Raw genomic sequence first — 18,530 nt, 5'->3', positions numbered from 1 at the left:
CTGTCGCCCAAGTCGTTCTTTCTTGGCGGTAGAGAAAAGGCTTATTTGTTTAAGCGTTGAGCGATTTCATCCGCAGTCATATAGCCGCCTAAATACTCACCCTCAACGTTATAAATTGCAGGCGTACCATTTACACCCATATTTAAACCGAGTTGGTATTGGTCGCTTACTGGGTTTTTACACTCGGCTGCTGTAACAGGTAAGCCTTGAATCGCTTGGTCAAATGCAGCTTTACGATCTTTACTACACCAGATGGCTTGCATGGTTGGCATAAATTGATCACCACGCGGCCATGCAATATAACGAATCTCAATGCCTTTTTCGTTTATGGCAGGAATATTTTCATGGAGTCGGTGGCAGTATGGGCAGCTCGAATCGGTAAATACATAAATGATATGTTTGGCTTTGCCGCCTTTGGCTGGATAAACAATCAGGTCTTCAGTTTTTAATGAGGCCAAGTGTTTTTTATTCTCAGTGGCTTGCAATGCTTCACTGACATTATGCAACTGTTTGTCGCCTAAGCGAATCACATCACCTTGAATAATATATTGACCATCGCTGGTGGCATACACAGAACCCATACCTTCAAGATTTACCCAGAATAAGTTGGGAACTTCAGTTTTTTGTATTGAAACGATTTTGGCGTTAATTTTAGCGGTTTTAAAATTCTTTTCTAAAGTCGAGACCAAACGTTGTTGTGCATTACGCTCATTTAACGTGGATGCTTCACCTGTCGCAGGTGTGCTTGCTGTGAGCGTATCTTGTTTTTGTGCTGAATTTTCTTTTGAACAAGCACTGACCAATAAGGTTGAGGCTAATGTACAAGCAAGTACAAGCTGAGATCGAGTAAACACCATAAAGAACCTTTTTTGTACGTTTTCATTTCTATAAGCGGCTAAGCATACCAAAAAAATCAAATGACTTCGTTAAATCTTGCTGACTCTCTGTGAATGAGAATATCTTATCGCTGATTCTCTGATAAAAGGTCATTTTAGCCGCGCGGATGATGTTTGCTGTGCAGTTCTTGCATACGATGTTGCGCAACATGAGTATAAATCTGTGTGGTAGACAGGTCACTGTGTCCGAGTAGCATTTGGACGACACGTAAATCAGCACCATGATTCAAAAGGTGGGTTGCAAAAGCATGGCGTAAAGTATGCGGTGATAGTTCAGTTTGGATGTTGGCTTGAAGGGCATAGCGTTTAATTGCATACCAAAAATTTTGACGACTCATAATTCCACCATGCTGGGTTAGAAATAGATAATCAGTACTACTCTTATACAGTTGTGGTCGAGATTCTGCTAAATATTTTTCGATCCACTCGCAAGCATATTGCCCAAGTGGTACTAGACGTTCTTTATTGCCTTTACCCGTAATACGTAAAAAACCTTGTTTTAAATTAATGAGTTCTAAACGCAAATTGAGTAACTCTGAAACGCGCAAACCGCAAGCATATAAAACCTCGAGCATGGCGCGATCACGTAGACCTAAAGCATTGCTAATGTCTGGTGCATGAATCAGAGCCTCCACATCTTGTTCGGATAGATCCTTGGGCAATGCTCGACCAATTTTCGGCGATTGATGGGTGGCAACAGGATTGTCATCTCTGAGTTTTTGTTCTCTTAGAAACTTATAAAATTGACGTAAAGCGGATAAGCACCTTGCGATAGAGCGGGGGCTTTTACCTGCTTTGGTCAATGCAATCAATACATCCGCAATATCATCACTCGACCATTGTGGTAATACGCTATTTTTGTGCAATTCACTACATTGAATCAGATCAGATAAATAAGCATTACGGGTATGTGGACTGACGGTTTGCGCCACTAAATAATCACGGAAACCCTGTAAAAAACCCAAATGTTCGGGAATGGTCACGGCGGCAGGGATACGCGGTTTTTTATTTAACATGGTCGTTCAGATATGCATGATGTGTTGGCACTGTAAAAGAAAACAGAAGGCTTGTCGATTGGAGGTTTATTGTAAATGCCATTGAGATTGCTTTTGGTAATTATTCTCATTTGTCTGTATACTTGGGCAAAAGGTTTTATGGTGAAAAGTGGTGCGTTTATCAGCATTAAAAGTCAAGCAAACAGCGATGATTACCAAAGTAAATCGCTCAGTCGATGAAACGGAACATGCAGATCTTGTGGCAGTTCGTTTAGAGAGTTTAGGCTTTGTGCCAGGTACACAAGTACAAGTGGTGACCAAAGGTATTTTTGGTGGTGACCCCATTCTCATCCAGATCGGTTTTACGCGCTTTGCATTGCGTAAAGCTGAAGCCGATAAAATTGAAATTCAACTTGAAGGAGCACCTGCATGAGTGATGCGTTACGTGTTGCCCTTGTGGGAAATCCAAACTGCGGTAAGACTTCATTATTTAATCATTTAACTGGAACACGCCAAAAAGTTGCCAACTATGCGGGTGTAACAGTTGAGCGTAAGGTCGGTCACTTTCAATTGCCTTCTGGTCGAAGTGTGCGTGTGCTGGATTTGCCAGGCACGTATAGCTTACAAGCAACCAGTCCAGATGAAGAAATCACCCGTGATGTTTGCCAAGGTAAAATTGCAGAAGAAGGGCAACAAGATGCCTTTTTGTGTGTCGTAGATGCAACCAACTTGAAATTGCACTTGGGCTTGGTCTTGGAAATGATTGAGCTTGGTCGGCCGATATTGGTTGTATTGAACATGATGGATGAGGCGCGTCGTCGCGGTATCCAGATTAATACGCAGAAGCTCTCACAGCGCTTAGGCGTACCTGTGGTCGAAACGGTTGCTGTTCGTAGTGCGGGCATCGAGAATTTACGTCACGCTTTGGATCAAGAAAAGTATGCGATCCCGCAAACAGAGTTAAGTGGTTTAACGGGTGAACATCATCAGAAAATCGAGGTGATTTTTAAAGATGTGGTGAGCTTTGTTGATCAGGAAGATAAACGTACTGATTTTCTCGATAAAATATTTTTGCATCCAGTCTTAGGTCTACTTAGTCTTGCCGTGATGATGTTTATCGTGTTCCAAGCGGTTTTTGCTTGGGCCGCCCCTTTTATGGATGGCATCGAGAATTTTTTTGCTTGGCTCGGCGAGATGTTGGGCGAATCGATTGCGAATCCTTTACTGAATAGCTTAGTTGTTGATGGGATTATCGCTGGGGCGGGTAGTGTGGTGGTGTTCTTGCCACAAATTTTAATTTTATTCTTCTTTATTTTGGTATTAGAAGAATCAGGTTATTTACCGCGCGCAGCGTTTTTACTTGATAAGTTAATGTTTAAAGCTGGTTTGAGTGGGCGTGCGTTTATTCCGCTATTGTCTAGCTTTGCTTGCGCAATTCCTGGAATTATGGCGACGCGGAGTATTAGCGACCATCGGGATCGTTTTACCACGATTATGGTTGCGCCGTTGATGACCTGTTCCGCGCGTTTACCTGTTTATGCACTGTTAATTGCTGCATTTATTCCAAGTCAAACAGTGTTGGGAATCTTTAATCTGCAAGGTTTGGTGCTGTTCGGCTTATATATGGCGGGTATTGTTAGCGCGTTGTGTGTTGCCTTTGTGACCAAGTTTTTACAAAAGGATAAATCACAGCATGCATTGTTACTAGAATTACCAAGTTACCGTATTCCCGATATCAGAAGTGTGGCCATTGGTTTATTGGATCGAGGTAAAATCTTCTTAAAACGCGTTGGTGGAATCATTTTCGCATTATCGATTTTACTTTGGTTTCTGTGTACTTTCCCTCAAGCACCTGAAGATGCAACCCGCGCTGCGATTGATTATAGTTTTGCAGGGATGTTGGGTCATTTGATGGAACCCATTTTTGCACCACTTGGTTTTAATTGGCAAATTTGTATTGCTTTGATTCCCGCAATGGCTGCACGTGAAGTGGTGGTTGCTGCATTGGGTACGGTTTATGCACTGTCTGGTGCTGATGATGATGCAATTGCAGAGGGCTTGGCGAGCTTAATTAGTGCGGATGGTTCAGGCTGGTCATTGGCAACTGGATTGTCTTTATTGGTGTGGTTTATTTATGCACCACATTGTCTCGCGACTTTGGCAACAGTACGTCGTGAAACAGGTTCTTGGAAACATGTGGCCATCATGACAGCTTATCTGTTTGGATTGGCTTATTTGATGTCCTTCTTCACTTACCAAATTGCATCCAGCATTTGGGGGTGATTGTAATCTTCCCTTGCGCTGCGATAACCGCAGCGCAGCCCTTTTTTAAGGGGCGGGATCATTGGAGAGCGGCTTATGTTTGAGTACTTAATTGTTGCTGCACTGGTACTATGGAGTACCGTTATTGTTTTTAAAAAGGTATTTCCTAAAACAGCAGCTTCAGTATTTTTAGCTTTGTCGAACGTCTGTCAACGTTTTGGGTGGCAGCGTTTAGCAACATGGCTGAAACCTAAAATGGTTGCGGGTTGTGGTGGCGGTTGTGGTTGTGCTACCGATGACAAAGAGACGAAAAAGTCCGAGCCAGTACAAACCGTAAAATGGCGTTAAGAAATATAATGATTGCTCATGTTTGAGAATGTGGGCAATTTTTAGGATTGCTGACCTCATATCAGGATGCTGTGCATCACCCTCTACTTTTACGCACTGACACAAAAAAGACTGAATAAAACCAAAACTGAAAAAGCATTTAAAACAGTAAAGTGCTAACATTTTTGCCATTCCGTGATCCGTAATAAATGGGGCAAAAATGTTAATACAACGTGGTGGATTAAAAGTTGTGGCTGGCTTGGGTATTTCAGGCGTGTCAGCAGTAAACTTTCTATATGAACAAGGCTACCAAGTTGCAGTAACGGACTCCCGAACAACGCCCCCAGGACACGATCAAATTCCTAAAAATGTTCGAACAAGTTTCGGAAAATTAGATACCGATCTTTTGCTTCAAGCAGAAGAAATTATTTTAAGTCCTGGTCTTGCGCCACAATTACCCGAGCTTCAACAAGCGATTGCCCAAGGCATCCCCGTGGTAAGTGATATTCAACTGCTTCGTCGCGCGACTGAAGTCCCCATTGTTGCAATTACCGGGTCAAATGCAAAAAGCACAGTGACGACTCTCATCGGTTTGATGGCCGCTGATGCAGGTAAAAAAGTGGCTGTAGGCGGTAATCTTGGACGTCCAGCGCTTGATTTACTCAAAGATCAACCTGAATTGATAGTGTTGGAACTTTCCAGTTTCCAACTTGAAACCACCTCGAATCTCAATGCCGAAGTCGCGGTATTGCTCAATATGAGTGAAGATCATTTAGATCGTCATGGCGATATGTTGGGTTACCACAAAGCCAAGCATCGTATTTTCCAAGGTGTAAAAAAGGTGGTGTATAACCGCGATGATAGTTTGAGTCGTCCTTTAGTTCCTGATGTAACACCGATGCAAAATTTTGGGCTGAATGCACCTGATTTGAATCAATATGGGGTGCTTCGAGAGGCCGATGGGGGTATGTGGTTGGCACGAGGGCGTGAGCGCTTAATCAAAAGCTCAGAACTTTATATTCAGGGCATGCACAATATTGCCAATGCCTTGGCTTGTTTGGCACTTGGTGAAGCCATTGGCTTAGCAACGTCATCGATGCTTGAAACACTGAAAAGCTTTAAAGGTTTAGAGCATCGCTGTGAATACGTTGAAACGATCGATGGTGTGCGTTATTACAATGATTCTAAAGGGACCAATGTCGGTGCAACACTGGCTGCTATCGACGGTCTAGGTGCTGCTATTGAAGCCCAAAAAGGTAAACTGGCATTGATCATGGGTGGTCAAGGCAAAGGGCAAGATTTCAAACCGCTACGTAATGCAATACAAAAATACGTAAAGAAAGTGATACTGATCGGTGAAGATGCGGCAATGATTGAACAAGCGTTACAAGGTACGACGGCTATCCAACATGTCAGTAACTTAAAAGAAGCGGTAGAGCTTGCTCAGAAAGTCACTCAAGCGGAAGATGTTGTATTACTTTCTCCTGCATGCGCTAGCTTTGATATGTTTAAAAGCTACAATGACCGTGGACATCAATTCGTGGCATGTGTACATGCCTTGAATGAAAATAAAAATTAGGAATAACACTATGGCTGATTTAGCCCAAAATACGGCACAAAAAATTTCGCAATTATTGAGTCGTCTGCCAAAGCTTCCAGCAGAAATGACGGCACGTAATCTACTGATTTTCTGTGTTATTTCTTTATTGTGTTTCGGTTCGGTGATGGTGGCATCTGCATCAATGCCTTATGCTGAATATATTCATGAGAACCCATTTTACTTTTTGATTCGTCATGGTATTTCGATTTGTGTGGCTGGTGTGGTGGCTTTTCTGACCTATCGAATTTCGATGAATCTGTGGTTCAAAAATGCATTTCTACTGTGGCTCATCACCATGGCTTTATTACTGGCAGTATTGCTGGTTGGTACTGAAGTAAATGGTGCACATCGATGGATTAAGGTCGGCAGTTTTACCTTGCAGCCGACAGAAATTGCCAAAATTGTGATGGCTATTTTTACGGCTGATTATGTGGTGCGCCGTGCCAAAGAGGTTCGAACGCATTGGAAGGGGTTGTTACGTTTAAGTGGAGTGATGGCTTTAACGGTTGGCTTCATCGTAGCGGAACCCGATCTCGGTGCAACGGTCGTGATCGTGTTGATGATGGTTGGTGTGTTCTTCTTAGCTGGTGCACCTGCGACACAATTCTTGATCATGCTGGGTGCGATTTTAGCTGGTATAAGTGCGCTGATTATCTTTGAGCCATTCCGTTTTCAACGCTTACTTTCCTTTACCAATCCGTGGGCAGATCCATTGGGTGTGGGTTATCAGCTATCTAACGCATTGATGGCATTTGGGCGTGGTGAGTGGTTTGGAACAGGTTTAGGTCATAGTGTACAAAAGCTTTCCTATCTTCCTGAAGCGCATACTGACTTTATGTTGGCTGTGCTTGGTGAGGAGTTTGGTTTTGTCGGGGTGACCTTGGTCATGATCCTGTCTTTTACCATGTTGGCGTGTTGTATCAAAATCGGACATCGTGCTTTGCAGCATAATTACTTGCGTGCAGGTTACTTGGCTTATGGAATCAGTATTATTTTCTTGCTACAGATTTTGGTAAATGCTGGTATGAATATGGGCTTGATGCCGACCAAAGGTCTAACACTGCCATTTATTAGTTATGGTGGTACTTCGTTGATGATGTGTGCAGCAATGATTAGTTTAATTCTAAAAATTGATGCATCCACACAAGAGCTCAATCCTGTCAAAGAAGAATCAAATTTCTAGTTGATATCTAAAAAGTCAAAAAGCCCTAAGCAATTGAATGTAATCGCTCAGGGCTTTTTTTTAATGGCTATTGATAGATTCCAGTCAAATTATTGCCTTTTGGAATCAAACTTACATCCCACTGTTGAACGGCTTGTTGCAGCATGATGCGTGGTTGGTCAAGATCAACAGCAGGCTGACCGAGTGCTAAAATGGCATGTTGTAATAATTCGGGGGCTTTAGATATGTCTAAGGCTTGCGCTAGATTTTGTTTAGAGAGTTTCTGTCCTTGTTCATTCATGGCTAGAGGAAGATGCATATAGCTTAATAATGGATAATCTAACAGTGAGCCGAGCCAGATTTGGCGAGCTGTGTTATCTAGTAGGTCTGCGCCTCGCACCACGTGCGTGATGCCTTGTAGATAATCATCGACCACGACAGCCAGTTGATAACTCACAATGCCATCACGACGTTTTAGGACAAAATCACCGAGTTCATCCTGTAGGTTTGAGCATTGTCGTCCTTGTAGACGATCTTCAAAGCAGATGAGATGGTCGGCGACTTTTAGGCGGATCGCTTGTTGAGCAAAATCTAAATTTAAATCACGGCATGTGCCTGCATAAATGTGATTTGAACCGAGCATTTTACGGGTGCATTGACAGGCATAGATGGCTTGAGACGATTTTAATTGTTCAAGTACCTGTTCATAAATATCTAAACGATCTTTTTGGAAAATGATCTCAGCATCGGGTTCAAACTGAAAAGCTTCTATACAGGCAAGAATATGTGTTTCGCTATTCGGATAAATGCGTGGGATATCGGTATCTTCAATCCGGACCAACCATTCGCCTTGATGAGCTTTGGCATCGCAATAACTGGCAACCGCAGTGAGTAAGGATCCAAAATGCAATGGACCTGTAGGCGAGGGGGCAAAGCGCCCGATGTATGAGCAGCGATTAAGCAAAGCATCGCTTTGCCGCTGCGCAAGAGAAAAACTATGTTTTTCTGGCAGGCGATTAAGCAAATTTGGAAGTAGGTTAAGCAAACGATTGCTTTGCTGCTGAGCAAGAGCCGAGCTGTGCTCGGCTGGAGCATTCTCAACAGTCACAATTACCCGTTATTTTGCTTTTCTTTGATTTCAGCCAAAGTTTTGCAATCAATACACTGAGTCGCAGTCGGGCGTGCTTCTAAGCGACGTAAGCCGATTTCGATACCACAAGTTTCACAGAAACCATAATCACCCGCTTGAATCGCTTCAAGTGATTGTTCGATTTTACGAATGAGTTTACGTTCACGGTCACGTGTACGCAGTTCAATCGCAAATTCTTCTTCTTGGGTCGCGCGGTCATTCACATCAGGCAGTGCAGATGACTCGTCTTGCATGGTGTTCAAGGTGCGATCAACTTCTGACATCAACTCAGCTTTCCACGCATTTAAGATCAGGCGGAAATGCTCCAGTTGTCCATCAGACATGTATTCTTCGTTTTTCTTTGGCTGATAAGGTGCGATACCAAATAAGCTGGCAGTCGTTCCACCTTCTGAAGCTTTAGGTTTGGTTTTTCGCACACGTTTTACAGGCGCTTTTTGCTCGTCAATCACTTCTGTTTGTTCATCCAAGACTTGATTTTGGTTGTCATTCGCCATATAGGGCATTCCTCATCTTACACGTACTATCTATACGCAAAAAATATGGTGATATGCAAGTGTTTTTATAGAAACTGTTGATGGTTTTTTCCATCAGGGGTCGTCATCATATAGATTTTTTGAGCAAGATGGTAGTCATTCCTGTCTAGATTTGGTGAGAAATCATGGATGTGATTTGTAATCAAAAGTTTAGAGTCGGGTGATTGTTGACCTACGCTAGTCATAACCCAAAACTTCTGAGCTCATTAAGCGTTCGGACGTAGATAAACGATAAACTTGGGTTTCTAATTCCCCGTTGGCTTTGAGGCAAATATACCGATAACCTGGATGTTCTTCATCTAAAGCAAATTTATCACTTTTCGGTTTAAACTGAATACAGGTCGATGGAGTAGATAAAAACTCAATGCCTTGCCATGTTTGAATAGAGTCTTGATGGACGTGTCCACAAACAATGGCTTTGATATTAGAAAAAAGTTTAACTATTTCCAGTAAATCAGACGAGTTTTTTAATTTGTGCTGATCAATCCAAGCAGACTGCATGGCAAATGGATGATGGTGACATGCAATGATGACATAGCGATCCTGCAATTGGGGGAGCAGTTCAGCTAACTGTTTTAACTGGATATCTGCAATTTTTCCGTCAATGCGTTGTGGTTGAGCACTATTCAGTAGAATAATGCACCATTTCCCCAGTTCAATAATCGTGGGCTGTGTTTGGTCGGCTTGATGGAATGGAAAATGTGCCACGTCATCATGGTTGCCAGGGGTATGAAAAAAGGGAATACCCAAGCTTTGCATATGCTGAATATAGCGCTGATAGGTTACAGGCGTAGGTGTTTGGGCTAGATCACCAGTGTGAACAATGAGGTCGATCTGAGGATGTTGTTCACGCATTAAGTCAATGACGGCACGAAAACTCAGTTCGGGCTGCATTCCAACGAACTCTAAATGTGGATACTCTAATAAATGTGTATCAGTAATCTGTATCATCACAAAATCTTGTTGAGATGATGTTGAGACTTGGAATGTCACCGTCTTTAGCCCCTCAGACTTGTTATCGTTGTTGTATATGTTGAGCAAGCCATTGTAATGCCATAATTACAGGTGCATTTCTCAACCGCCCATTGTGTAATAATACGTCTAATTGGCAATAATCGAATAAATGAAGCTGAATATTTTCACCTTCATCCGATACCCCAAAAATGCCCCCATCTATTGGCAATTCAACTTCTGCGACATATAAATGAAAAAATTCAGAGCAAGCGCCAGCAGATGGATAGAAGCTAAATAAGTGTTTTAATGTTGTGATTTCACAACCTGATTCTTCTAATGTTTCTCGGCGAATACAGCTTTCAGGAGATTCATCTCCATCAAGCACGCCTGCAATGATTTCGAGTTGCCATGCAGAGTCAGCATCATTGAATGCACCGATACGGAACTGTTCAATGAGTGCAAAGCGTTGTTGTTGGTCATTATATAATAAAACACCAGCGGCTTCAGGACGATGAACAAGTTCACGTTGAATGCTCGGTGAATAATCAGCTCGATGAAAGAGCCGATGTTTTAGACTCACTTTCTCAACTTGGATGAATCCTCGAAATAACAGCTCTCGAGACTCTATCTTTACATCGGATGCTGAATAGCTAGCGTGTTCAAGAATATTCATCTTCAATTAGGATGAGATTGTACATATCTCATCCTAACCGAGAATGTTTCGCAGGAAAATCTTTTTTTAGTGGATTTACACTTTGTGGTACAATTTTTGACCATGTTCCTGATAAGCGGCTTTCATCGCATTGAGACCTGCTTCAACTTCTGTTTCAGCATCATCTGATTGCTTGGCATTGCGTTGGTTTTGCGCATAATCTCGCACATTTTGTGTGATCTTCATTGAGCAGAATTTAGGTCCACACATTGAGCAGAAGTGAGCTGATTTATGTGCATCTTTCGGGAGCGTTTCATCATGCATACTGCGTGCGGTGTCTGGGTCTAAGCTCAAATTAAACTGATCATCCCAACGGAATTCAAAACGTGCTTTCGACAGGGCATTATCACGCACTTGTGCACCTGGATGGCCTTTGGCCAAGTCGGCTGCATGCGCTGCGATTTTGTAGGTAATGATGCCATCTTTTACATCTTTCTTATTCGGTAAGCCCAAATGCTCTTTTGGTGTGACATAACACAGCATTGCAGTGCCATACCAACCAATCATCGCTGCGCCGATGGCAGAGGTAATGTGGTCGTAGCCCGGCGCAATATCCGTCGTCAATGGGCCAAGCGTATAGAATGGTGCTTCTTTACAGACTTCAAGCTGTAGATCCATATTTTCTTTGATCATATGCATTGGCACGTGACCTGGACCTTCAATCATCACTTGAACATCATGTTCCCAAGCGCGATGCGTCAACTCACCTAAAGTTTTGAGTTCGCTGAATTGCGCTTCATCGTTGGCATCTTGGACGCAACCGGGACGTAAACCATCGCCCAAACTAAAAGACACGTCATAGGCTTTCATGATTTCGCAGATTTCATCAAAATGCGTATATAAGAAGTTTTCTTCATGATGTGCCAAGCACCACTGCGCCATAATTGAACCACCACGTGACACGATGCCTGTGAGGCGATTCGCGGTCATTGGCACATAACGTAGTAACACACCCGCATGAATCGTAAAGTAATCTACGCCTTGTTCGGCTTGCTCAATCAAGGTGTCCTTAAAGATTTCCCAGGTAAGATCTTCAGCAACGCCGTCTACTTTTTCTAAAGCTTGATAGATTGGTACAGTACCAATTGGAACAGGTGAGTTGCGAATAATCCATTCACGCGTTTCGTGGATATTTTTCCCTGTGGATAGATCCATAATAGTATCTGCACCCCAACGCGTGGCCCATGTCATTTTGGCCACTTCTTCATCAATTGATGAACCGAGTGCAGAATTACCGATATTGGCATTAATTTTCACCAAGAAATTACGTCCAATAATCATCGGTTCAATTTCAGGGTGGTTAATATTGGCAGGAATAATCGCGCGTCCTTCAGCAACTTCTTGACGCACAAATTCTGGGGTGATTTCTTTTAGATTTTGTGCACCAAAGTTTTGACCTGCATGCTGACGCATATCAACGCCCTCACGTTGGCGTTGGTTTTCACGAATGGCAATATATTCCATTTCAGGGGTGATAATACCCTGTCTGGCATAATGCATTTGTGAAACGTTTTTGCCTGCTTTGGCGCGACGTGGATTTTGAATATGTGCAAAACGAATGTCAGCAGTACGAATATCTTTTAAACGTGATTGTCCAAACTCAGAACTTAAACCTAAAAGGACATCGGTATCGCCACGTTCCTCAATCCATGCTTGACGAACAGAGGGTAAGCCTTTATTGAGGTCAATTTGTATATTTGGGTCGGTATAAACGCCAGAGGTGTCATAAATCATCACAGGTGGATTATGCTCACCGCCTAAGCCAGTCGGGGTATCAGTCAGGCTGATTTCGCGGAATGGGACTTGGATATCGGGGCGAGAACCTTGGACATAGACTTTGTTTGATGCGGGTAAAATACGCGTTAAATCTTTAGCGTCTTGCTCATGTTGAGCAGAGATATCAGCAGGGGAAAGATTCGTTAATTGATTCATGGCATGATCCTTATGGAGAGCATTAACGAATCAAGCACGACCAAAAACGATGGCAGATTTATCTTTTTGATAAATAGAGGCTAAGTTTTTGCTGGGCTTGATTCCTACGCAGGTGTTAACCTGATCAGGTTCAACGGTACTGATCTTTAAATCTAAGGATTAAGATCATCTCAGCAGTTGATTAACTGCGCTCCGTCAAGCTATGGTGATTAGATTATCAGATTTAAAAAAAATTGCAGGCTTAATTCCACTTATGTCTAAAACAAATTGCATCTCTATAACAATCGCGTGAAGTATTCCAATCTCGTGGTTTAATGTTGAGTACTAAACGTAATTGTTCATGTGTAATTTGTTGTGGATACTTTTTATGGCCATACTCATCAAATAATTCAATGGGTTGAAGTGCGAATTTTTCTTGACGTTGTTCTGTGGGTGTCTTTATAAAGCTGAGGAACTTTTGGGCTTTTTTGTTTAGTTGAGTATTGTGGTTTTTTGCGAGAAGTTTAATTTGCTGAAGCGCATCTTCATTAATCCACGAATCTGAAGTGTAATTTTCGGATACAGGTGTATTATCCAAGCCAAAGAAAATAAAATTACTATAATCTTCAAATAGATTTTTGGCATCCGGGGTGAAATATCCTTTAGGGTATTTTTGGATATATCGTTCCCAAAATAATGCCCTTTCAACTAATTCCTGCCAAGAGATTGCTAATGATGCATCTCCAAAAGTGGGATCACGATTGTCTTTTGCCATACGTTGAATAAAATCTTGTTGGTCTTTGGGTAAAGTAGAAGCGAAAATATCAATTACATATTGTGGTTTACGGTGAAATTCAAATACACCTTCACTTAATGCCTGTAGATGGATATATGCTTGTTGTTGATGGTTAAATAGATATTGATCACGTGGGGCAAGTTCTCTAAATAATGCAATATCCCCTTGAACAGGTTCATTTCTATCCATCTGTTCCCATACATTTTCATTATCTAATAAGCTGGTTGTATATTTTTCAAAATGTGGGTAATAACGTGTGTAATACTCTTTTGCTTGTTGATGCCCTTCTAAAAAACGTTGATACATTTGTGTTGAGCTTTCTAGCCACTTTAATTGTTGAACATTTTCTACTGTTGCAATACATTGTTTGAGTTGAGCATTAATCTGATTTAATGCTTCAATGGTGCTGTGATTATCAATTTTCTGCATGATTTGATCTAATTTTTGACACTCCTCTTGAGAAGTTATTTTTTTGGCAACTTGTTGGGGAGCCAGTTCATGTTCATTTTGTGGTTGTGTTGGTTTTTGGCAGCCTAATAAAAAAAAGGTACTGCTCATAATACAAAAAATAAAAATACGCATAAAAGTTCTTGGATATAAGTTGTTATCGCGGCATGATTATAAGGCTTGAGATATAAAGATGAAATCGAAGGATTGATTGTCATAAAAGTTTCATCATTGTTGTGTTTTAATCATCCATCATTTTCCATGTGTCTAGTGGAGGCATACTGTGAGTCCAAGTAATCCTGTGTTAAGTCATCATATTTCTTCTCAATTTAATGAAGACTTACAAGATGTGCATACCAAATTTATGAGCATGGGGGGATTGGTTGAGCAACAGGTTGCCAATGCAATTCATGCGCTTTTAGATACCGATGCCAATTTAGCAATGGATGTTCAGTTCAAAGACAATACCGTCAATCAGCTCGAACGTGATATCGATGAAGGCTTAACTTTGATTTTGGCACGTCGTCATCCCGCAGCGATTGATTTACGTATGGTCATTGCGATGAGTAAAGCCAATACAGATTTAGAACGTATTGGTGATGAAGCGGCAAAGATTGCTCGTATCGCTCAAACCTTGTGTGAAGAAGGTGAGTCGCCACGTGGTTATATGGAGACGCGTCATATTGGTAATCAAGTACGGGTAATGATTCATGATGCCTTAGATGCTTTTGCGCGTTTAGATGTCGATCAAGCGTTAAAAGTTGTGATGGCGGATGGGGATATTGACCGTGAATACCAATCAGCGACACGCACGCTAATGACGTATATGATGGAAGATCCGCGTCATATTTCACGTGTGATTAACGTGATGTGGGTATTGCGTTCATTGGAACGTATTGGAGATCACTCGCGTAATATTTCAGAGCAAGTGATTTATATGGCTAAGGGCAGAGATGTTCGTCATACCAGTATTGAAGAAATTGAACAAACAGTACATCGAAAATAATTTTTCCTGTTTTTATGGTTTCGATAAATAAAAACATTAGCTGAGCGTTGAAATAATTTCAGGCTCAGCTTTTTTATTGTTTTACCCTCATGATTCTTCCTAAGCGGGACTGTTATAGTTTTTTGCAAAAGCGCTGTATCTATGTTTTGAGGAGCAATACATTCAAAATGATCTTAATCTCAGATTAAGGTATGCAGAAGATGATGCGATTTTTAAAAAAGAACAACAAAGCCAGTTTTGTATTTTTTATTATTATCCTTTATGCCTTTCTCGGATTTGGCTTGGGTTTTGTGATCTGGGAATATGTTTTATTAAATTAAAGATAAAAAAATCCCAGACTTCGGGGGAAAGTCTGGGAGAGAAATATCATATGTTGCGTGAGATATCATCGTATCTCTTTGTCCTTCTGAATTAAATATAAGCGCAACGAGCATCACTGTCATGTAGACAAGTGTGTATGCTCTGTAAGGCTTTATTGCTAATGTAAATGCCACGTAAAAAGAGAGCCAGTTTAAGCTCTCTTTTTAGGTTAGATAATCGATATCACAGCGATAATATTTTCTATGAAAACATTGAAACTATAGCCTATGCGGACTTCGTCCTTGTCTTGCAGAAAACTAAATCTTTAAAAACTTTAGTTTTCAATTTACTCGAAGCATAGCTTCTCGTCTTGCGGCATTAGACTCTTTTCGATTATAGCCTACGCGGACTTTGTCCTTGTCTTGCAGAAAACTAAAGCTTTGCTTTAGTTTTCCTTGCACTTCAGGCGTGGCCTTTTGTCTTGCGCAAGGGCAGCGCCTTAAAACGATGTTTTAAGTTTGCTTATCCTTGCACTCCGAGCATAGCTCTCAGTCTTGCGACACAGGCAACGATTATTAATCGTTGCTTTCCTGTGTCTCAGGCTTCCAGCCTTCAGCTTTTTCAACACTTTCATCATTATCAAAGAATTTTTCACGTTGTTCTTCAAGAAATTTCTTTGCATCTGACTCAAACACATTTAAACGCTTTTCGTTAATCAGCGTGGTTTGGTGTTTTAACCATTCTTGCCATGCTTGTTTTGAAACAGTCTCAAAAAATGCTTGACCTTTTGCACCAGGAAAAGGGGCAAAGTCTAAGCCTTCAAGCTCTTGTTTATATTTACGGCAAAATACTTGTCTAGTCATCATCAATCCTTAAGCGTATAACTGTTCTAGGCGAGTGTGTGCACGTACAATAGCAGCTTCAACTTGTTCTGGTGAAGTTCCGCCAATATGATTACGCGCATTGACAGATGCTTCTAAAGTTAAGGCTTTGTCAAAAACGTCCGCAGTAATCAAATCAGAGAATTGCTGTAATTGCTCAAGCGTGAGTTCAGACAAATCTTTTTCTTCCGCCACACCTAAAGCAACCGCTTTACCCACGATTTCATGCGCATCACGGAAAGCCACACCCTTTTTCACCAAATAGTCTGCAAGATCAGTTGCTGTTGAAAAGCCACGTAAGGCTGCTTCACGCATAATTTCGATATTTGGTACAAGTGCTGGAACCATATCGGCAAATGCCATCAACGAGCCGCGAACGGTGTCAATCGCATCAAATAGAGGCTCTTTGTCTTCTTGATTATCTTTGTTATACGCCAAAGGTTGGCCTTTCATTAAGGTCAGTAGGCTAATCAAATCGCCAAATACACGTCCTGATTTTCCTCGAACTAACTCAGGTACATCAGGATTTTTCTTCTGAGGCATGATTGAAGATCCTGTGCAGAAACGATCAGGAATATTCACAAACTTAAATTGCGCTGAAGTCCATAAGATCAGTTCTTCTGACATGCGAGATAGATGCATCATAATCAGTGATGCAGCGGCATTGAATTCAATGGCAAAATCACGATCAGACACTGCATCAAGCGAGTTCTCAGAAATCGCCTCAAAGCCTAATAGTTCAGCAGTAAAAGCACGATCAATTGGGTAGGTTGTACCCGCCAAAGCAGCTGAACCGAGTGGCATACGATTGACACGTTTACGGCAGTCTTGTAGACGCTCAGTGTCACGCACCAGCATCTCAAACCAAGCCAATAGATGATGACCAAAAGTCACAGGCTGTGCAGTTTGCAAATGAGTGAAACCCGGCATGATGGTGTCGGTATTTTTGCTTGCAAGACCAAGTAAGCCTTTTTGTAAGCGGAGTAATAAGCCAAGGATGTCATCGATTTCATCACGCAAATATAAGCGGATATCCGTTGCAACTTGGTCATTACGGCTACGCCCTGTATGCAGTTTTTTACCTGTAATACCGATACGTTGAGTCAAGCGAGACTCAATGTTCATATGCACATCTTCTAAATCAATGCGCCATTCAAAGTTACCTGCTTCAATTTCTGCTTGAATTGTGGTTAAACCTTGAATAATGTCATCACGTTCAGCTTCGGTGAGTACGCCCACTTTTGCAAGCATAGTTGCATGTGCGATTGAGCCAGCAATATCTTGTTTATAAAAACGTTGGTCAAATTGCACAGATGCGGTAAATTCTGCAACAAAAGCATCTGTTGCTTCTGAAAAACGACCGCCCCACATTCCAGAGGTTTGATGAGGGCTTGCTGAAGAAGAGGATTGAGAAGATGTGGTCATGGCAGCTCAGGAAAATAAAAAAGAGTATAGCAAATCCAAACGCAGTTGCCGAAACTCGACGTAAGAAGTTATTGCAATCTCGTCAGTTGAATCGATCTGGTTCCTATTTTTTTACGAAAATTGGCCAATGGCAATACTTATTGGAATTAATTGTTGCCAGTAATGTCTTGGCAATGGTGTTGGCATTGGCTGAAGCTCAGTCATGGCAGGCATTACAGGGTGTTCGTGTTTTACAATATATATTTTTTATTAACTGGGTGATTTTATCCTTTGCCGCATGTGTTGATTATTTTCAAGATTTTTTTGCTAAATTTAGTCAGAAAGTGGCATTAACACTTGGTTTTATTTTATTGCTGCTGATCGTGTTGTTGACGACCTGTGCGGTTAATCTTATTCAATATTGGACTGTTCGTTCAGGAGACTTCTCTGAAGACATTTTATTTGATGGCATGAGTCTGCATTTGAGTTATGGAGTGTTGTTGGGGGCATTTTGTTTGCGCTATTTATATATGCGAGAACAGTGGCTCAATCAGCAATATAGTGAGCTGAATGCACGTATTCAAGCGATGCAGGCGCGTATTCATCCGCATTTTCTGTTTAATAGTTTAAATAGTGTGGTGAGTTTAATTACGATTGATCCTGATAAAGCTGAAAATATGTTGATTAGTTTGTCACGTCTTTTCCGCGCGAGTTTTCAGGAACTTAAATTGGTGAGTTTGGCGGAGGAAATTGATTTATGTCAACAGTATTTGAGCATCGAAAAAATACGTTTAGGGGATCGTTTAAAGGTAGAATGGAACATACAGGCGACACCACTTGAATTAAAACGGGTCACGATTCCATTATTGACATTGCAACCTTTGCTTGAGAATAGTATTTTCCATGGGGTGGAAAAGGTTTTACAGCAGTCAACAATTAGCGTATTGGTTGAAATATTGCAAAATCAAGTCAGTATAGTCATTACTAACCCATATTCTCGCGATACAATAAAAACGCGAAAAGGAAATGGTATTGCGATTGAAAATGTAGAGCAACGTTTGAAAGCGTATTATGGTCAAACCGTAAAGTTTCAAGTTTATGGGGGCACATCGTTATATACCACAGTGGTCTGTTACCACTATCGAGTAAAATAATAAGTCAAGTTAACCATAAAAAATATGGATGATGTTAGCG

Annotated in this window: 17 protein-coding genes and 1 riboswitch; of the genes, 7 read left to right on the top strand and 10 right to left on the bottom strand. The window is 41.4% G+C overall.

Annotation, left to right across the window (positions count from 1 at the left end; all coding sequences use genetic code 11):
• Positions 1–41: 41 nt before the first annotated feature.
• A complete protein-coding gene (locus J2Y37_RS12605) occupies positions 42–857 on the bottom strand; it encodes a DsbC family protein (RefSeq protein WP_005194684.1) in 816 nt (271 codons plus the stop codon).
• A gap of 134 nt (positions 858–991) precedes the next feature.
• Positions 992–1,912 carry a site-specific tyrosine recombinase XerD gene (gene xerD, locus J2Y37_RS12600; RefSeq protein ID WP_349033033.1) on the bottom strand — a complete coding sequence of 307 codons (921 nt, stop codon included), beginning with the start codon at positions 1,910–1,912 and terminating at the stop codon, positions 992–994.
• Positions 1,913–2,063: 151 nt separating this feature from the next.
• Between xerD and J2Y37_RS12595 the strand changes: the two genes are divergently transcribed.
• From J2Y37_RS12595 to ftsW, 5 genes are all read left to right on the top strand, one after another.
• Complete coding sequence (locus J2Y37_RS12595) at positions 2,064–2,324, top strand: FeoA family protein (protein ID WP_034594829.1); 261 nt, start codon at positions 2,064–2,066, stop codon at positions 2,322–2,324.
• A complete protein-coding gene (locus J2Y37_RS12590) occupies positions 2,321–4,174 on the top strand; it encodes a ferrous iron transporter B (RefSeq protein ID WP_349033032.1) in 1,854 nt (617 codons plus the stop codon). Before J2Y37_RS12595 ends, J2Y37_RS12590 begins: the two co-directional genes overlap by 4 nt.
• 75 nt (positions 4,175–4,249) lie before the next feature.
• A complete protein-coding gene (locus tag J2Y37_RS12585; RefSeq protein WP_241323662.1) occupies positions 4,250–4,501 on the top strand; it encodes a DUF6587 family protein in 252 nt (83 codons plus the stop codon).
• A 199-nt stretch (positions 4,502–4,700) separates the two neighbouring features.
• On the top strand, positions 4,701–6,059 hold the full coding sequence (gene murD / locus J2Y37_RS12580; protein ID WP_349033031.1) for a UDP-N-acetylmuramoyl-L-alanine--D-glutamate ligase: 1,359 nt from the start codon (positions 4,701–4,703) through the stop codon (positions 6,057–6,059).
• A gap of 10 nt (positions 6,060–6,069) precedes the next feature.
• Positions 6,070–7,263, top strand: a complete 1,194-nt coding sequence (ftsW, locus tag J2Y37_RS12575; RefSeq protein ID WP_005194692.1) for a putative lipid II flippase FtsW — start codon at positions 6,070–6,072, stop codon at positions 7,261–7,263.
• Between the two features lie 67 nt (positions 7,264–7,330).
• On the opposite strand, the gene gluQRS is transcribed toward ftsW, so the two are convergent.
• The 6 genes from gluQRS to J2Y37_RS12545 form a co-directional block, all read right to left on the bottom strand.
• On the bottom strand, positions 7,331–8,206 hold the full coding sequence (gene gluQRS, locus J2Y37_RS12570) for a tRNA glutamyl-Q(34) synthetase GluQRS (RefSeq protein WP_349033066.1): 876 nt from the start codon (positions 8,204–8,206) through the stop codon (positions 7,331–7,333).
• 146 nt (positions 8,207–8,352) lie between these two features.
• Complete coding sequence (dksA, locus tag J2Y37_RS12565) at positions 8,353–8,886, bottom strand: RNA polymerase-binding protein DksA (protein ID WP_004668232.1); 534 nt, start codon at positions 8,884–8,886, stop codon at positions 8,353–8,355.
• Positions 8,887–9,102: 216 nt separating this feature from the next.
• The gene (gene cpdA / locus J2Y37_RS12560) at positions 9,103–9,918 is read right to left on the bottom strand and encodes a 3',5'-cyclic-AMP phosphodiesterase (RefSeq protein WP_349033030.1); all 816 of its coding nucleotides are present in this window, start codon (positions 9,916–9,918) and stop codon (positions 9,103–9,105) included.
• A gap of 22 nt (positions 9,919–9,940) precedes the next feature.
• Positions 9,941–10,552, bottom strand: a complete 612-nt coding sequence (locus tag J2Y37_RS12555; protein ID WP_004668235.1) for an NUDIX domain-containing protein — start codon at positions 10,550–10,552, stop codon at positions 9,941–9,943.
• Between the two features lie 75 nt (positions 10,553–10,627).
• Positions 10,628–12,523, bottom strand: a complete 1,896-nt coding sequence (thiC, locus tag J2Y37_RS12550) for a phosphomethylpyrimidine synthase ThiC (RefSeq protein WP_004668237.1) — start codon at positions 12,521–12,523, stop codon at positions 10,628–10,630.
• A gap of 84 nt (positions 12,524–12,607) precedes the next feature.
• Positions 12,608–12,728, bottom strand: a riboswitch (TPP riboswitch).
• Between the two features lie 36 nt (positions 12,729–12,764).
• Positions 12,765–13,880, bottom strand: a complete 1,116-nt coding sequence (locus J2Y37_RS12545) for a hypothetical protein (RefSeq protein ID WP_349033029.1) — start codon at positions 13,878–13,880, stop codon at positions 12,765–12,767.
• 148 nt (positions 13,881–14,028) lie between these two features.
• On the opposite strand from J2Y37_RS12545, the gene phoU reads away from it, so the two are divergent.
• Positions 14,029–14,751: a phosphate signaling complex protein PhoU gene (gene phoU, locus J2Y37_RS12540; protein WP_004668238.1), complete on the top strand. Its 723-nt coding sequence runs from the start codon at positions 14,029–14,031 to the stop codon at positions 14,749–14,751.
• 875 nt (positions 14,752–15,626) lie between these two features.
• Here the strand turns inward: phoU and J2Y37_RS12535 are convergent.
• Together J2Y37_RS12535 and argH are read right to left on the bottom strand one after the other, a co-directional pair.
• On the bottom strand, positions 15,627–15,914 hold the full coding sequence (locus J2Y37_RS12535; protein WP_349033065.1) for an oxidative damage protection protein: 288 nt from the start codon (positions 15,912–15,914) through the stop codon (positions 15,627–15,629).
• 9 nt (positions 15,915–15,923) lie between these two features.
• Complete coding sequence (gene argH, locus J2Y37_RS12530; RefSeq protein WP_349033064.1) at positions 15,924–17,303, bottom strand: argininosuccinate lyase; 1,380 nt, start codon at positions 17,301–17,303, stop codon at positions 15,924–15,926.
• Positions 17,304–17,347: 44 nt separating this feature from the next.
• Here argH and J2Y37_RS12525 point away from each other — a divergent pair, with 44 nt between their 5' ends.
• Entirely contained in the window at positions 17,348–18,490 is a 1,143-nt protein-coding gene (locus tag J2Y37_RS12525) for a histidine kinase (RefSeq protein WP_349033028.1), read from the top strand.
• Positions 18,491–18,530 lie beyond the last annotated feature (40 nt).

The organism is Acinetobacter sp. 3657 (assembly GCF_031456775.1).
Lineage (GTDB): Bacteria > Pseudomonadota > Gammaproteobacteria > Pseudomonadales > Moraxellaceae > Acinetobacter.
The sequence above is the reverse complement of the archived record's forward strand: the minus strand, read 5'-3'. Positions and strand labels throughout refer to the sequence as shown.

Excerpts from the sequence above, each read along its gene's own strand:
- J2Y37_RS12605 (WP_005194684.1), bottom strand. The coding sequence starts at position 857 with ATGGTGTTTACTCGATCTCAGCTTGTACTTGCTTGTACATTAGCCTCA.
- xerD (WP_349033033.1), bottom strand. The coding sequence starts at position 1,912 with ATGTTAAATAAAAAACCGCGTATCCCTGCCGCCGTGACCATTCCCGAA.
- J2Y37_RS12590 (WP_349033032.1), top strand. The coding sequence starts at position 2,321 with ATGAGTGATGCGTTACGTGTTGCCCTTGTGGGAAATCCAAACTGCGGT.
- J2Y37_RS12585 (WP_241323662.1), top strand. The coding sequence starts at position 4,250 with ATGTTTGAGTACTTAATTGTTGCTGCACTGGTACTATGGAGTACCGTT.
- murD (WP_349033031.1), top strand. The coding sequence starts at position 4,701 with ATGTTAATACAACGTGGTGGATTAAAAGTTGTGGCTGGCTTGGGTATT.
- ftsW (WP_005194692.1), top strand. The coding sequence starts at position 6,070 with ATGGCTGATTTAGCCCAAAATACGGCACAAAAAATTTCGCAATTATTG.
- dksA (WP_004668232.1), bottom strand. The coding sequence starts at position 8,886 with ATGGCGAATGACAACCAAAATCAAGTCTTGGATGAACAAACAGAAGTG.
- J2Y37_RS12555 (WP_004668235.1), bottom strand. The coding sequence starts at position 10,552 with ATGAATATTCTTGAACACGCTAGCTATTCAGCATCCGATGTAAAGATA.
- thiC (WP_004668237.1), bottom strand. The coding sequence starts at position 12,523 with ATGAATCAATTAACGAATCTTTCCCCTGCTGATATCTCTGCTCAACAT.
- J2Y37_RS12545 (WP_349033029.1), bottom strand. The coding sequence starts at position 13,880 with ATGCGTATTTTTATTTTTTGTATTATGAGCAGTACCTTTTTTTTATTA.
- J2Y37_RS12535 (WP_349033065.1), bottom strand. The coding sequence starts at position 15,914 with ATGACTAGACAAGTATTTTGCCGTAAATATAAACAAGAGCTTGAAGGC.
- argH (WP_349033064.1), bottom strand. The coding sequence starts at position 17,303 with ATGTGGGGCGGTCGTTTTTCAGAAGCAACAGATGCTTTTGTTGCAGAA.
- J2Y37_RS12525 (WP_349033028.1), top strand. The coding sequence starts at position 17,348 with ATGTGGTCATGGCAGCTCAGGAAAATAAAAAAGAGTATAGCAAATCCA.